The 13,537-nt window shown below is 61.5% G+C and carries 15 protein-coding genes and 1 pseudogene; 9 read left to right on the top strand and 7 right to left on the bottom strand.

Annotation, left to right across the window (positions count from 1 at the left end; translation table 11 throughout):
- Positions 1 to 79 precede the first annotated feature (79 nt).
- Positions 80 to 934 (top strand): Tim44 domain-containing protein, encoded by an 855-nt coding sequence (locus C3F36_RS05595; RefSeq protein ID WP_010673257.1) that lies wholly within the window; start codon positions 80 to 82, stop codon positions 932 to 934.
- A 193-nt stretch (positions 935 to 1,127) separates the two neighbouring features.
- Here C3F36_RS05595 and ushA read toward each other — a convergent pair whose 3' ends face one another.
- The gene (ushA, locus tag C3F36_RS05600; protein ID WP_104454672.1) at positions 1,128 to 2,798 is read right to left on the bottom strand and encodes a bifunctional UDP-sugar hydrolase/5'-nucleotidase UshA; all 1,671 of its coding nucleotides are present in this window, start codon (positions 2,796 to 2,798) and stop codon (positions 1,128 to 1,130) included.
- 247 nt (positions 2,799 to 3,045) lie between these two features.
- On the opposite strand from ushA, the gene C3F36_RS05605 reads away from it, so the two are divergent.
- The 3 genes from C3F36_RS05605 to C3F36_RS05615 all read left to right on the top strand — a co-directional run bounded on the left by C3F36_RS05605 (position 3,046) and on the right by C3F36_RS05615 (position 4,799).
- Positions 3,046 to 3,384, top strand: a complete 339-nt coding sequence (locus C3F36_RS05605) for a DUF2956 domain-containing protein (protein WP_045523719.1) — start codon at positions 3,046 to 3,048, stop codon at positions 3,382 to 3,384.
- Between the two features lie 115 nt (positions 3,385 to 3,499).
- The gene (locus C3F36_RS05610; protein ID WP_010673254.1) at positions 3,500 to 3,835 is read left to right on the top strand and encodes a hypothetical protein; all 336 of its coding nucleotides are present in this window, start codon (positions 3,500 to 3,502) and stop codon (positions 3,833 to 3,835) included.
- A gap of 97 nt (positions 3,836 to 3,932) precedes the next feature.
- On the top strand, positions 3,933 to 4,799 hold the full coding sequence (locus C3F36_RS05615) for a tetratricopeptide repeat protein (RefSeq protein WP_104454673.1): 867 nt from the start codon (positions 3,933 to 3,935) through the stop codon (positions 4,797 to 4,799).
- Positions 4,800 to 4,868: 69 nt separating this feature from the next.
- Here C3F36_RS05615 and C3F36_RS05620 read toward each other — a convergent pair whose 3' ends face one another.
- Both C3F36_RS05620 and fkpA read right to left on the bottom strand, forming a co-directional pair.
- The gene (locus C3F36_RS05620; RefSeq protein WP_042881314.1) at positions 4,869 to 6,272 is read right to left on the bottom strand and encodes a sigma-54-dependent transcriptional regulator; all 1,404 of its coding nucleotides are present in this window, start codon (positions 6,270 to 6,272) and stop codon (positions 4,869 to 4,871) included.
- A 148-nt stretch (positions 6,273 to 6,420) separates the two neighbouring features.
- The gene (gene fkpA / locus C3F36_RS05625; RefSeq protein WP_029313875.1) at positions 6,421 to 7,230 is read right to left on the bottom strand and encodes an FKBP-type peptidyl-prolyl cis-trans isomerase; all 810 of its coding nucleotides are present in this window, start codon (positions 7,228 to 7,230) and stop codon (positions 6,421 to 6,423) included.
- 119 nt (positions 7,231 to 7,349) lie between these two features.
- On the opposite strand from fkpA, the gene C3F36_RS05630 reads away from it, so the two are divergent.
- Positions 7,350 to 8,318 carry a WD40 repeat domain-containing protein gene (locus C3F36_RS05630; RefSeq protein WP_104454674.1) on the top strand — a complete coding sequence of 323 codons (969 nt, stop codon included), beginning with the start codon at positions 7,350 to 7,352 and terminating at the stop codon, positions 8,316 to 8,318.
- A gap of 14 nt (positions 8,319 to 8,332) precedes the next feature.
- The gene (locus C3F36_RS05635; protein WP_010673249.1) at positions 8,333 to 8,548 is read left to right on the top strand and encodes a SlyX family protein; all 216 of its coding nucleotides are present in this window, start codon (positions 8,333 to 8,335) and stop codon (positions 8,546 to 8,548) included.
- 64 nt (positions 8,549 to 8,612) lie between these two features.
- Here the strand turns inward: C3F36_RS05635 and C3F36_RS05640 are convergent, their stop codons facing one another.
- Positions 8,613 to 9,251, bottom strand: coding sequence for an FKBP-type peptidyl-prolyl cis-trans isomerase (locus C3F36_RS05640; protein ID WP_010673248.1), 639 nt, complete (start codon positions 9,249 to 9,251; stop codon positions 8,613 to 8,615).
- A 146-nt stretch (positions 9,252 to 9,397) separates the two neighbouring features.
- Positions 9,398 to 9,604: a YheV family putative zinc ribbon protein gene (locus C3F36_RS05645; RefSeq protein ID WP_010673247.1), complete on the bottom strand. Its 207-nt coding sequence runs from the start codon at positions 9,602 to 9,604 to the stop codon at positions 9,398 to 9,400.
- 39 nt (positions 9,605 to 9,643) lie between these two features.
- Here C3F36_RS05645 and C3F36_RS05650 point away from each other — a divergent pair, with 39 nt between their 5' ends.
- The 3 genes from C3F36_RS05650 (at position 9,644) to C3F36_RS05660 (ending at position 12,412) form a co-directional block, all read left to right on the top strand.
- Positions 9,644 to 10,330, top strand: a complete 687-nt coding sequence (locus C3F36_RS05650) for a hypothetical protein (RefSeq protein ID WP_104454675.1) — start codon at positions 9,644 to 9,646, stop codon at positions 10,328 to 10,330.
- Between the two features lie 138 nt (positions 10,331 to 10,468).
- Positions 10,469 to 11,368 carry a chemotaxis protein gene (locus tag C3F36_RS05655; protein WP_104454676.1) on the top strand — a complete coding sequence of 300 codons (900 nt, stop codon included), beginning with the start codon at positions 10,469 to 10,471 and terminating at the stop codon, positions 11,366 to 11,368.
- A 60-nt stretch (positions 11,369 to 11,428) separates the two neighbouring features.
- Positions 11,429 to 12,412, top strand: coding sequence for a hydrolase (locus C3F36_RS05660; protein ID WP_104454677.1), 984 nt, complete (start codon positions 11,429 to 11,431; stop codon positions 12,410 to 12,412).
- On the opposite strand, the gene C3F36_RS23755 is transcribed toward C3F36_RS05660, so the two are convergent.
- Positions 12,394 to 12,918: a diguanylate cyclase gene (locus tag C3F36_RS23755; RefSeq protein ID WP_324806584.1), complete on the bottom strand. Its 525-nt coding sequence runs from the start codon at positions 12,916 to 12,918 to the stop codon at positions 12,394 to 12,396. The genes C3F36_RS05660 and C3F36_RS23755 overlap by 19 nt on opposite strands.
- Positions 12,904 to 13,533 (bottom strand): annotated as a pseudogene (locus C3F36_RS23760) (membrane-associated sensor domain-containing protein); the annotation flags it as partial. The pseudogene C3F36_RS23760 and the gene C3F36_RS23755, both read right to left, overlap by 15 nt.
- Positions 13,534 to 13,537: the final 4 nt, after the last annotated feature.

Raw genomic sequence — 13,537 nt, forward strand, 5'->3', positions numbered from 1 at the left:
ACTGGCAGCCTGCCATGCGCCTCGCTGAGCTTGCACAAGCAGAGCATGCCCCCACCTACATGAGAGTGAAAGAGTCAAAATGAAAAAGATGCTGACCCTGTTTGCCCTGATCCTGGCCATTGGCCTTGGGGCACCCATCGCCGAGGCCAAGAAACTTGGTGGCGGCAAATCCTTTGGCAAGAGCTACAAGACGGCCCCGGCCCAACCTGCGGCCAAGCCGGTCGACACCAAGAACCCGACCGTGGGCGCCCAGGCACCCAAGAAAGGCGGCATGATGGGCGGCCTGCTGGGTGGTCTGCTGGCCGGCGGTCTGTTTGCCTACCTGCTGGGCAGCGGTGCCTTCGAAGGTCTGCAAGGGATGGACTTCCTGCTGATCGCCCTGCTGGCACTGGGCGGTGTCTTCCTGTTCCGAGCCCTGCGCAGGAACAAGGCGGCAGCGGCCCAGCCACAGACGGCCTATGCGGGTTATCAACCGCCCCAGAGCGCGGCCCCCCAGCAGTTCGAGCAAAGCCACAGCGCCCCGCAGGCCACCGGTTTTGCCGACAGCGACGTGCCCTTCCGTCTGCCCCCGGGCTTTGACATGAACGGCTTCCTGGCCGGTGCCCGCGATCACTACCGCACCCTGCAAGAGGCCTGGAACAAGAACGACCTGGAGAAGATCCGCGAGTACGTGAGCCCCGAGCTGTTCGAGCACCTCAAGGCCGAACGCGCCGAGCTCTCCGGTGAGCAGCACACCGAGGTGATGTACGTGGACACCCAGCTGGTCCGTGCCGACTACGGCAGCGACTGGGCCCAGGTGAGCGTGCGCTTCAGCGGCCGCTACATGGACCGTCAGGAGCAGGTCGAGGAGGACATCAAGGAGGTGTGGCACCTCGAGCGTGATCTCGCCAAGGACAATGCCCCCTGGCATATCGTCGGCATCGAGCAGCTCTAAGGCTCAACCGACCCATTTCATCAAGGTGACCTCAGGGTCGCCTTTTTATTGCCATCAGATCGTGTCATGCCCTATTTCGGGGCAGCTTCCCGTAGCAGGATATATTTCCCGAGAGACACGGCTGATGACATTGAAAATAAAAAGAGAGGCAGCCATGGCTGCCTCTCTTTTTTATTGGCTCGGGGTGCAGGGATTATTTGCAACCCTCTACCGAGGTGGAGTTGATATAGCTGACCTCGCCGGCTGGCTGATAATCGGCGACCTGAATGGTCTTCTTCGCCGCGATATAATCTTTCAGCACACCGGCATCCACCAGACCGGCATTGATGGTGTCGATCTTCGGATAACCGTCACCACCGGCCGCGCTGAAGCTCGGGATGGAGAAGCTGTAGGTTGCTGCCGGGTCGAAGGCCTTCCCGCCGATGGTGGCGATGTCCACGCTCTTGGCCTGGCAATCCACCGTCATCTTGATGCCGCCGAACTGGGCATAGCCACCGGTATTGGCGGTCTTGGTCGCGACCTGACCCAGGTAGGTCAGCAGCTCGTTGCCGCTCATGGTCGCCTTGTTGACGGTGTTGCCGAACGGATGCACGGTCAGCACGTCACGGTAGCTGATGTCCCCTGCCGCGATGGAGGCACGCACCCCGCCGGAGTTGACGATGCCAAAGTCGGTGCTCAGCTTCTCGGCAGTCGCGGTGGTGATGAGACGACCCAGGTTGGTCTGCTTGTTGCGCACGTTGGCGCGCTCACCGTCCAGTACGCCATCGGTGGCACCGATGACCACACCCAGCTCCTGCTGTCCCTTCTCCTGATAGGTGAGCAGGGTGTTGTAGAGCTCGGGATCCTTGACGATCTCTTCCTGAATGAAATCACCGTCCGCATTCTTCAGGTTGACCGGGATCAGATCGTACTGGGTCAGGGTCAGCTTGCCATTCTGATAGTCAAACTGGGCACGACCCACATACTTGCCCCACTCGTGAGCCTGCATGATCCAGGTGCCGTTCTGCTGATCCGGCTGGCAGTCGTCGCCCGGCTTGAAGTCAGCGTACTTGTCCGGGGTGCCCGGCTCCATGCAGACCGGGTTCTGGGAGTGACCACCGATGATGGCGTCCAGAGTACCTGCCGGCAGCGCACGGGCCATCTCCACGTCACCCGGTGCGTTGCTGCCGTGCTGACCATTCTCGTAATGGCCCATGTGGGTGATGGCAAGAACCAGGTTCGCCTCTTTGTTGTCGCGGATTTGCTTGCCGAGATTGGCGGCTTCCGTGGTCGGATCGCGGAACTCGAGGGTCTGGACGTTGTTGGGATCCACCAGCTGGGCGGTGTCCTCTGTGGTCAGACCCAGAACGGCGACCTTGAGGCCGCTCTCCAGCTTGAACACCTTGTAGGGGTCGAAGTAGCGCTTGCCGCTCGTCTTGTCATAGATGTTGGCGGAGATCATCGGGAACTGGGCCCACTGGCGCTGTTTCTCGAGGATGGTCAGGGGGTTGTCGAACTCGTGGTTGCCCACCGCCATGGCATCGTAACGGATGCTGTTCATGGCCATGAAGTCCGGCTCTGCATCCTGCAGATCCGACTCTGGCACCCCGGTGTTGACGTCACCGCCGGAGAGCACCAGCACTTCGCTGCCCGCCGCTTTCGCCTCGGCACGCAGCCGCTCGACCAGGGTCTTCTGGGCCGCCATGCCATATTCGCCCTTGTCGTTGTGCCAGAAACGACCGTGGGTATCATTGGTATGCAAAATGGTCAGCTTGCAGACATTTTCGGTGCAGGGGGCGACGCTGTCGTTGCTTGAGGTATTGCAGCCGCTCAATGCGGCAAGCACTACCAGTGCGATACTTCCTTTGACAAATTTATAATTCATTTCCATATCACCTTGTTATTTTGTTATTGGACGACCCTATCCAGGATCGGGCGGTAATATAACAAACAACATGTGACGGTTTTTCATCGGCGACTCACAAATTCCGCCAAATGTGATCATCCACGCAACCTGTTTCCCCTATTTGGAACAGAGGCACCCCACTCGCAGAGCAATTTCCCCCATGATAGCAGCCCGCCGGTAACGGTTATGGCATACTGCCGCCAATCAATGCCAAGGAGTGCCTGGAATGGCCAAGTACGACAAAATTTCCCCCGAAACCCAGCAGGAGGCGATGAAGATCGCCCGTGCCAACCAGAAGCCGGGGCAGACCAAGGAGCAAACCCAGCTCATCGCCCAGGGGATCCAGAAGGGCATTGACGAATACAAGAAACAGATGAAGGCGAAGGCCCGCGAGGCCAGCCGCCAGAAGAAACTGCAAGCCAAAGCCAGGCACCCTTCCCAAGAGACGCCGGAAGAGGAGAGCGAAGCCGAGGTCATCGAGCTCACCCGCCAGCACCCGCTGCCCTGGATCCTGCTGGTGCTGAGCTGGCTGGTATTTGCCGTGCTCTGGTTCTGGTTCCGCTGATCCTGCCCAGGCAAACCTTTGCCCTGCGATCCGCTTCACAGCCCGGGCGCGGGGGACTGGTCATTCCCCACCCGGACTGCCTACACTCTGCCCCCCTTGTCAGGAGACACTCATCATGAACCCGGCCCCGCTCTATCTGCTGGCTCCCCTCGCCCTCTTCCTCGTGACCCTGGTGCTCTATCGCATCTCGCCACTGCGGGCGGTTGCCGCCGGCCATGCCCGCTGGTTTATCCTGCCCGCCTTCACCCTCTTTATCCTGCTCATCGTCATCAATGGCGCTGCGGATCCCGCCCTGAGAAGCCCTGCTTTCCACTGGCTGATGCCGGGGTTCGGCTTTGCCCTGAGCCTGTTCCCTGCCCTGCCCAAGGCACTGGTACCGCGCCTGGCTATCAAGGAGGGAGCCTTTGCTGCCCTGGGTCTGATGCTGATGAGCCTTGCCATGGTCTACTGATCGGCAAGCGCTGGCGTCACGATGGCGCCAGCCCCCTTCTTGTACAAAGAATGGCCTTCAGGCATCTTGGTGGGCGGATAACCGGCATGGAGGCCAGATGAACAATCCGCCCGATTTCATGGCACTGTGGGATTATCAGGATCCCGTTGCCAGCGCCCAGCGTTTTCAAGCACTGCTGCCCGAGGCGCGTGCCGCCAACCTGCAATGGGAGCTGGAGCTCCTCACCCAGATAGCCCGCACCCATTCGCTGCAACGCCAGTTTGCACAGGCGCACCAGCTGCTCGACGAGATAGAACCCCGCCTCACCGAGGCGACTCCACGGGCCCGCCTGCGCGCCTTGCTGGAGCGTGGCCGCACCTTCAACTCCGCCGGTGACAAGGCCAGCGCCAAAGCCCTGTTTGAACAGGCCTGGCAACTGGGAGAGCAGCACGAAGAACACTATCTGGCCATCGATGCGGCCCACATGGTGGCCATCGCCGCCCCCTTGGAGGAGCAGAGCCACTGGCACCAGCTGGCGATGACCCTGGCCGAGCGCAGTCACGACAAACGGGCGCGAGGCTGGCTCGCCACCCTCTACAACAATCAGGGCTGGACCCTGTTCGAGCTGGGTCGCCTCGACGAGGCCATCGCCTGTCAACAAAAGTGCCTGGCCTGGCACGAGCAGCACAACAACCAGGGCAAAGCCTTTATCGCCCGCTGGAGTCTGGCGCGCCTGAGCCGGGCCCAGGATCGTCATGAACAGGCCATGGCCGAACTGGCGCAGTTGCGCGACGACATGGCCGCCGCAGGCGCCCCCGAGGATGGCTATGTGTTCGAGGAGCTGGGGGAGAATGCACTCGTGCTCAATGATCCCGCGGCGACCGAGTACTTTGCCCGCGCCTGGTTTCTGCTGTCACAGGATGGCTGGTTCACCGCCAACGAGGCAGAACGACTGGCCAGGCTCAAGCTGCTCGCCAAACTCTGATAAGCGTGCGGGGCGACCAATTGGCCGCCCCGCACATCAGCATGTCTGCCCGGGAGCAGAGGTGACGGCTCAGGCCGGACTCGCCTCTTCCCAGCTCTGCTTCTTGCGATAAATCGTGGAAGGGCTTATTTCCAGCAGGGCCGCCGCCTTGGGGATGTTGCCGTCACAACTGGCGATGGCCTGCTCGATGGCCTCCTTCTCCACCTGCCAGAGCGGACGGACCTGCCTGCGAACGACGACGGATTCTGACTGGGGATCCGCGATCCCGACCGCAGGCTCCGGGGCCAGGGTTCGCCCCCCGTTGAGGGGAGGTGGCAGGATATCCGGGCTCACCAGCTCGCCATCGTTGAGCACCACTATGTTGCGCACCACGTTTTGCAACTCGCGCACGTTGCCGGGCCAGGGGTAGTCGAGCAGCACCTGCACTGCGTCCGCATCAAAGTCCCTGAACCGCTTGTTCTCCTCACCGGCATAACGCAGCAGCAACTCCCGGGCCAGCAGCAGGATGTCCTCTCCCCGCTCCCTCAGGGGGGGCAGCGCCAGCGGGATCACGTGCAGGCGGTAGTAAAGGTCTTCACGAAACCGTCCGGCCTTGACCTCCACCAGGGGATCCCGGTTGGTGGCGCAGACAAAGCGCACATCCACCGTCTCCAGCTTGCCGCTGCCGACCCGCTGCAGGGTGCCGGTCTGGATGAAACGCAGCAGCTTGCTCTGCAGGTCGAGATCCATCTCGCAGATCTCGTCGAGGAAGAGGGTACCGCCGTCCGCCAGACTGGCCGCCCCCTTGCGATCCCCCTGGGCACCGGTAAACGACCCCTTCACGTGGCCGAAGATCTCGCTCTCCATCAGGTCATGGGGAATGGCGGCGCAGTTGAGGGCGATGAAGGGCTGATCCCGACGCGGGCTGCACTGGTGAATGGCCTCGGCGCACACCTCCTTGCCGGTGCCGCTCTCGCCAGTGATGAAGACGGTGGCCTTGCTCGGCGCCGCGCTCTCGATGATGCGATAGACCGCCTGCATCGCCATGGAGGCGCCGATGAAACCGGCAAAGGAGCTGCGCTCGAAGTTTTCCCGATACTGGGCCACCAGCGAGCTGAGCTGCTGGTGCTTCAGGGCATTGCGCGCCGTGGCGCACAGGCGCTTGCCATCGAACGGCTTGGTGAGAAAATCGAAGGCCCCGAACCGCATCGCCTCCACCGCCACATCCACCGAGCCGTGAGCGGTGATCACCACCACGGAGCAGGGCAGTTGCCGCTCCGTGATCTGCTGCAAGATGTCCATGCCGGACATGTCGGGCAATTCCAGGTCGAGCAGCACCACGGGGGGCGGGCTTGCCAGCAATTGTGCCAAAGCCTGCTGGCCACAATCTGCCAGCTGCACCTCGTAGCCATCCTGGGCCAGATACTGCTCATAGACGACCGCCAGACTGCGGGTATCTTCCACCAACAGGACACGGGGTTTGCTTTCAGCCACGAGATCCATCCTTGCGCTTGATTTTGTTGTCTATTCTGGGGGCTAGCCGCCACACACTCAAGACGGCCTCATCGCTTTATCCGGGGGATTGCGACAATACACAAGCAAAAACGGCTCCCTGGGGAGCCGTTTTTATGGTGCTTTGAGCTTATTTCTTGGCGTTGTCGCCATCGGCAGCCGGTTTTTCGATGGCCAGCAGCTCTACGTCAAATACCAGCACGGCGTTGGCCGGGATGGAACCTGCACCGTGCTCGCCATAGGCCAGCTTGGACGGCAGGAAGAACTTGAACTTGGAGCCGACCGGCATCAGTTGCACCCCTTCGGTCCAGCCCGGGATCACCTGGTTGAGCGGGAAGGTAGCCGGCTCACCGCGATCGACGGAGCTGTCAAACTTGGTGCCATCGGTCAGGGTACCGGTGTAGTGCACCTTGACGATGTCGGTGGCCTTCGGCTTGGCGCCGTCACCCATCTTCTCGACCTGATATTGCAGGCCGGACTCAGTGCTCTTCACGCCCTCTTTCTTGGCGTTGGCAGCCAGGAACTCTTCACCCTTCTTCAGGTTTTCCACGGCATCCTTGTCGGCCTTAGCCTTGGTCAGCTCGTTGATCTTGGCGTCGTATTCCTGCAGAACCTTCTGGATCTCCTCGTCGGTCATCTTGGCTTCTTTGCCCAGACCGTCGGTGACACCCTTCAGGATCACGGTGTTGTCCAGCTTGATGCCGAGCTCCTGCTGGCGCTCCAGGGTATTGGCGATATAACGACCCATGGAGAGGCCGATCGCATAGCCGGATTGCTCTTCAAAGCTCTTGGCCTCAGCCTTGGGGGCCTCTGCCGGCTTGCTGGCTTCTGCCTTGACCTCTGCGGTGTTGGTCGCAGCAGGTTTCTCATCTTTTTGGCAAGCAGTCAGACCGACGGCAACCGCCGCAGCCAACAGGGACACCTTCAGAAAATTGTTCATCAGTTTCTCCAAAACTCTAAATACCGCTCTCGGTTCCTTCGTGAAATGAGAGGTTTATCGTGATAAGCGCCTTATACTAACGCCGTGATCGCAGGTAACGAAAGCATGAGACAGGAAAAATGATCAAAAGTGCCATTTATCTCATCGGTATTTGCCTGATGCTGACGGGGTGCGAACAACGCTCACTTCCCAGCCAGCAGATCCGCCTCGCCAACCAGGGTCTGCTGAGCGCGGATCTCGCCAGTTCCGGCAAGCTCGCGCTGGTCTCCAGCCTGGGTCAGGGCACTGTGGTGTGGGATCTGGAACAGGGCAAGGAGCGCTGGCGCTGGCGCCAGAGCGATGACCAGGAGGAGTTCGTCACCCTGACCCGCTTCTCCCCCGATGACAGCCATGCCATCACCGCCACCCAGCACACCTTCGCCATCTGGCGCTTGCAGGATGGCCGCTCCCAGGGCTACTACTCCCTGCCAGAATCCCCCCTGCGCGATGCGGCGATCTCGGCGGATGGCCGCCAGGTGCTCATCGGCCGTGAAGACGGCAAGGCGGAGGTGGTCGACACCCAGACCGGACGCCGGCTGCAATTTCTTGGCCACACCGAACAGGTCAACACGGTGGATCTCTCCCCCAATGGTCGCTATGCCCTCACCGGCGGCAACGATTACAGCGCCTATCTGTGGGATACCCGCACGGGCCAGGTGGTGTGGCGCTTCAACCACGCCGGGCGAGTCGTGATGGCGAGACTGGATCCGTCCGGACGTTTCGCCTTCACCGCAGACAGTCGCCAGGCCAGCATCTGGGATCTCAAAACCGGCAAGGAGCACAGCAGGTTGCAATATGATCACCGCTTCGAGGTCTACACCAGCGCCCGCTTCGCCAACGGCGGCAACTGGCTCATCACCGGCGCCCCCTCCCGCCAGCTCACTCTGTGGCAGGTGAGTGACGGCCAGCCGTTGCAGAGCTGGCGCGTCTCGCCCCATCCCAAGGTGAAACCGCCGAGCGCTGTGGTCTATGGCGTGGCTTTGCGCGACAATGACCACCTCGTCAGTGCCAGCTCCAGTGGCCTGGCTGAAATCTGGACTATCAAGTAAGGACCAAAAGGCCCATGAGTCAGCAACTAAACGAACGCCTCGAAACCCTGGAAAGCCGCCTCGCTTTTGCCGAATACACGGTGGAGCAGCTCAACGACGAGGTCACCACCCAGGGTCGCGAGCTGGACCGGCTCAAACACCAGATCCATCTACTGGTGGATAAATTGCAGAGCGTACAGCCGAGCCAGATCGCCAGCATGGCCGAAGAGACGCCGCCACCGCACTACTGATGAGTGCCAGCCATAAAAAAACCCGCGCCATGCGCGGGTTTTTTTATCATCGGCCAGGCCGTGATCAGTGCTGATGGCCCTTGCCACCACAACCGCCACCACCGCAGCAACCACCGTGACCGTGATCGTCGCCGTGATCGTGTGCATGGTTGTGACCATGGCCGCCACAGCAGCCACCGTGGTCATGATCGTGATCATGGCCGTGATCATGGTCATGACCATGATCGTGACCGCAGCCACCAGCGCCGTGCACATGGCCATGGGCCAGCTCTTCGGCGGTCGCGGCACGCACGTCCTTGATCTCGACCTTGAAGCCCAGGGTCACGCCAGCCAGGGGATGATTGCCGTCCACCTTGATGAACTCCTCGGACACCTCGATGACGGTCACCGGGCGGTGGCCGTCGTCGGTCTCGGCCACAAAAGTATCCCCTTCAGACACTTCCATACCGTCGAACAGCTCGCCGGGCACTTCCTGCACCAGATTCTCGTCGTACTCGCCATAGGCCTGGTTCGGCGTCAGGGTGACGTCGAACGCCTCGCCCACGCTGCGACCTTCCAGCTCGGCTTCGAGGCCGGAGACCAGGTAACGGGTACCGTGCAGATACACCAGCGGCTCTTTACCGACAGTGGTGTCGATGACTTCACCGTGTTCGTCGGTGACCGTGTATTCCAGCGTAACCACGCTCAGGGGAGCTACTTTCATGTCAGGGATCCTGCGGATAGAAAAAAACGGGCTCAGAATACCTCAAAAAGGCAGACAAGCATATGGTCGGCCCGGCTTCAGTGTGATGAAAAAGTCATCAACAGCGACCAGCCTGACCGGCGTACCATCACCTTGAGGCATGGCACTCACTCGGGACGAAACACCCCTATCACCTGCTCCGCCTCGCGCGTCGCCTTGTCCACCTGCTCCTGGGTCTGCACCTGGGTATCCCCGCACTCGACACAGGTCACCTTCTCGACTCCATGCTCCATATACAGCATCATGGTGTCCATCTTGCCGCACGCCGGGCAAACCGCCCCAGCAATGAAGCGTTTTTTACGTCTGGTTTCCATTTTCGTTACCTCCATGCAGCATCATATCAGGGTTTTTACATGCATCACGCCATCGAATATCAGCATTTTTCCACTTCCACTCTTCAGGTAGGCCCCCGCAAGCGCTCCCCCATGGGCCAATTGCTGCGCGTCACCCAGGGGGCGGCGCTGCTGAAATTGGGTGTCCATGAGCTGCTGCTGACACCTGGCAGCCACTTCTGGCTCTGTGCCGATGCCCTCGCCGCCTTCACCCCTCTGGCTGACTGCCAGCATGATCTGCTAGCCTGCTCCGTGCGGGTGCCCCAGCCCGCCCAGGCTGGCTGGTTGCAGGCAAGCCCGTTGATGGACGCACTGCTGGACAGCCTGACGGCCTGGTCACGCCCCCGCGACTGGCAAGGCCCCTATGGGCAGCGGCTGCAAGTGGTGGGAGATGAGTTGCACGGCTGCACCATCTCGTCACTGGGGGATCAGGCACTGCAAGATGCCTGGCAAGCCCTGGCCAGAGCGCAGCCGGATAGTGTGTCTGCCTGGCAGACCCTGCTGGGCACTCGCGGTCTCGAGGGCCCGGACGCCCGGGCACTGCAGGATCAGTGGCAACTGTTGCAGGGGATTCGCCTGCTGCGAAGCGGCAGCACACCGTCACAGGTGGTGAGCAGGCTGGGTTATCGGGATGAAAGCGCGCTGGCCGAGGCTCATCTGCAATGGCTCGGGGCGCCCCTCTCCCCTCAGCCGTCCGCGACCCGATAAGAGAGGCATAAAAGGATGGCAAAAGAAATCCAGTTTTGCGGCTCACCGCCGCTAACAACAAAGGAGTCATTCATGTCACCATCCTTTATGCTGAACACCCGATTGACCGTCACCGACTAGATCAACAGGACATCCGCCATGACGAGCAAGGCCAACCAATCCCAGGGCATGTTGCTGTTCCACCTCTCTGCCAGACAATCCTTCGCCATCGGTACCCTCAAGGTGAAGGAGATCGTGCCCTACACCCAGCTCACCGCCCTGCCACAATCCCATCCCACCGTGCTCGGGGCCGCCAGCATGCGCGGCACCACCATCCCGGTGATCGACATGGCCATGGCCGTGGGCTACCGCCCCATCAGCCGGGAGGAGATGCCCCACTGCTTCATCATCATCACCGATTGCCGCCGCACCCTGGTGGGCTTTCTGGTGCGGGGCATCGACAAGATCACCGAGTGCAACTGGCGTGACATCGAACCGCCCCCTCCCTCCTTGGGACAGAACGTCTTCGTCACCGGTGTGACCCGGGTGGGAGATCAGTTGATCCAGTTGCTGGATGTGGAACTCATCCTGTCGCGGGTCTATCCGGATGATCCCAGCCATCTCTACCCCGTGCTGACCGACGTGCAGCGCGAGCGGCTCAAGCCGATGCGGATCCTGCTGGTGGACGACTCCTCTGTCGCCCGTCGCCAGCTCATGGCGGCGCTCGATTACATCAACATCCCCTACGAGGTCTGCACCAACGGACGCGACGCCCTCACCCTGATGCAGACCCGGGTCTCCCAGGGCTCGCGGATCGACATCCTGGTGAGCGATATCGAGATGCCGGGACTGGATGGTTACGAGCTGGCCTTCGAGGTGCAGAGCGATGCCAAGCTCGCGGGAGCCTACATCATCCTGCACACCTCCCTTTCCAGCGAGATCAGCGTGGAGCGGGCCCATCAGGTCGGCGCCCACGAGGCGCTCACCAAGTTTGAAGCCAACGAACTGATCCAGGCCATGCTGCGCGGCGCCGAGCACCACGATCGTCTGATGGCCTGATGTCGCGGCGAGCCAAGGGCTCGCCGCCCCCTTTTCCTCCCTGCTCTTCCGAGTCGTTGCATGTTGACAGAAAGCCACTTCCACGCCCCCTGGTGGGCCCGCAACCCCCATCTGCAAACCATTTTGCCCAAGTGGCTGCGCCGCTCGCCTGCCCGCTTCATCCAGGAGCGCTTCGAACTCCCGGACGGCGATTTCGTTGATCTGGCCTGGAGCGGCGAACCTGGCCAGGATGAACAACCCCTGGTGGTGGTGTTCCACGGACTGGAGGGGAGCATTCACTCCCACTATGCCAAGGGGCTCTTTGCCCACCTGCAGCGGCAAGGGAACGAGGCGGTGCTGATGCACTTTCGGGGGTGCAGTGGCGAGCCGAATCGGCTGCTGCAGGCCTATCACTCAGGCGCCATCGAGGACGCCCAGACGGTGATTGCCGAGCTGGAGCGGCGTTTTCCTGGCCGCCCCCTGGTCGCCATCGGCTATTCCCTGGGGGGCAACATGCTGGTCAATCTGCTGGCGCGGGCCTGCCCGACACCATTGAAGGCGGCGGTGGTAGTGTCGGCCCCGCTGCAACTGGCAAGCTGTGCCGATCGGGTCAATCAGGGTTTCTCACGGGTCTATCAGAACTACCTGCTGCGGACCATGCGAACCAACCTGCAAAGCAAGATCCGGCGCCAGAGCGCAGCACGGGCGCGCTGGCAGCCGGCCCAGATCACCCGCATCGCCACACTGAGGGAGTTCGACGAGCTGGTGACGGCACCGCTCCATGGTTTCGAAAGCGCCGATCACTACTACCAGACCTGCTCCGGCCTGGGCCTGCTGGCCCGCATTCCCATCCCGACCCTCATCATTCACGCCGCCGACGATCCCTTCATGACCGATGCCGTCATTCCGGCGGCGGAGCAGCTCTCCCCTCTGGTGCGCTACGAGCTGAGCCGCCAGGGCGGCCACGTGGGCTTCCTGCACGGCTCTCCCTGGCGCCCCCGCTTCTGGCTGGATGAGCGCATCAGCCAGTGGTTGCGGGAACAGACTCAGGGGGCGAACCGATAACCGTTGCGCCCCTCTTCCTTGGCCTGATAGAGGGCGCCATCGACCCGCTCGAGCAGCATGACGAGGCTCTCCCCGGCTCGCCACTGGGCTATCCCCTGGCTCAGGGTGAGGTGGGGGGCTGCGTCGGAATCCTCATGGGGCAGAGCCCTGGCCGCCAGAGTAGCGCGAATGCGCTCCGCCACCTCCTGGCCACCGGCCAGCGTCGTTTCCTGCAGCAACACCACGAACTCCTCTCCTCCGTAGCGCGCCACCAGATCGCCGGGCTCCCGCACACTCTCCTCCAGGCACTCAGCCACCAGGATCAGGCACTCATCCCCCGCCTGATGACCATAGCGATCGTTGTAGCGCTTGAAGAAATCCACATCGAGCAGGATCACGGTGAGCGGTACATCCTGGGTGGTGCCTTGCGCAATTACACGCTTGCACGCCTGATCGAAGTGGCGACGGTTGGCTATGCCGGTCAGGGGATCCCGGTTGGTCATGGCATTCATCTTGTTTGCCAGCATCAAGTTGTCGTGTTCCCTTGACACCGCAAGCTCGAACCAGCCGTTGAGCATGCGCCGCCCCGTCTCCAGCACCACCAGCAAGACCCCGACCACGATGGTGTTGACCAGAACAAAGGGCTCAGGACTCCAGGAGGCTCTCACCAACAAGAACAGCAGGGGGACAGAAACCAGTGCGTAAAACAGCCGCACATCGCAATACGCGGCGACGAGACCGGTCAGCAGCAACAGACTGACCATGTTGAAAATGAAACTGAAGCCCCCCTTCAAGTCGACGATCGAGATGGTGGCCCAGGCCAGCCCCCAGGCCAGGGCACAGACGCACAGGGACACCAGTCAGATGGCATGGGATTGACGGGAGAGCCAGCCCCACCCGAGCGGCAGCAGCAGGCCAACACCTATCATGGCAAAGAGCTGCCATTTGTAGGACCAGGGCAGGTTGCCGACCAGTACCAGGTGTGCATCCCGATAGATGTAGAAGCGGGTCAGCAGAAATACGAGGGCGATGAGATTGATGACCCAGTACCAGCGCAAACCGGCGCTCAGGGCGCGGCGGCGGGCATCGAACAGGTGCTGTTCGAATTGACTGGAGGGTCGGCGTGCGTCAATGGATTGCATGGCA

This window comes from Aeromonas sp. ASNIH2, assembly GCF_002934795.1.
GTDB lineage: Bacteria > Pseudomonadota > Gammaproteobacteria > Enterobacterales > Aeromonadaceae > Aeromonas > Aeromonas caviae.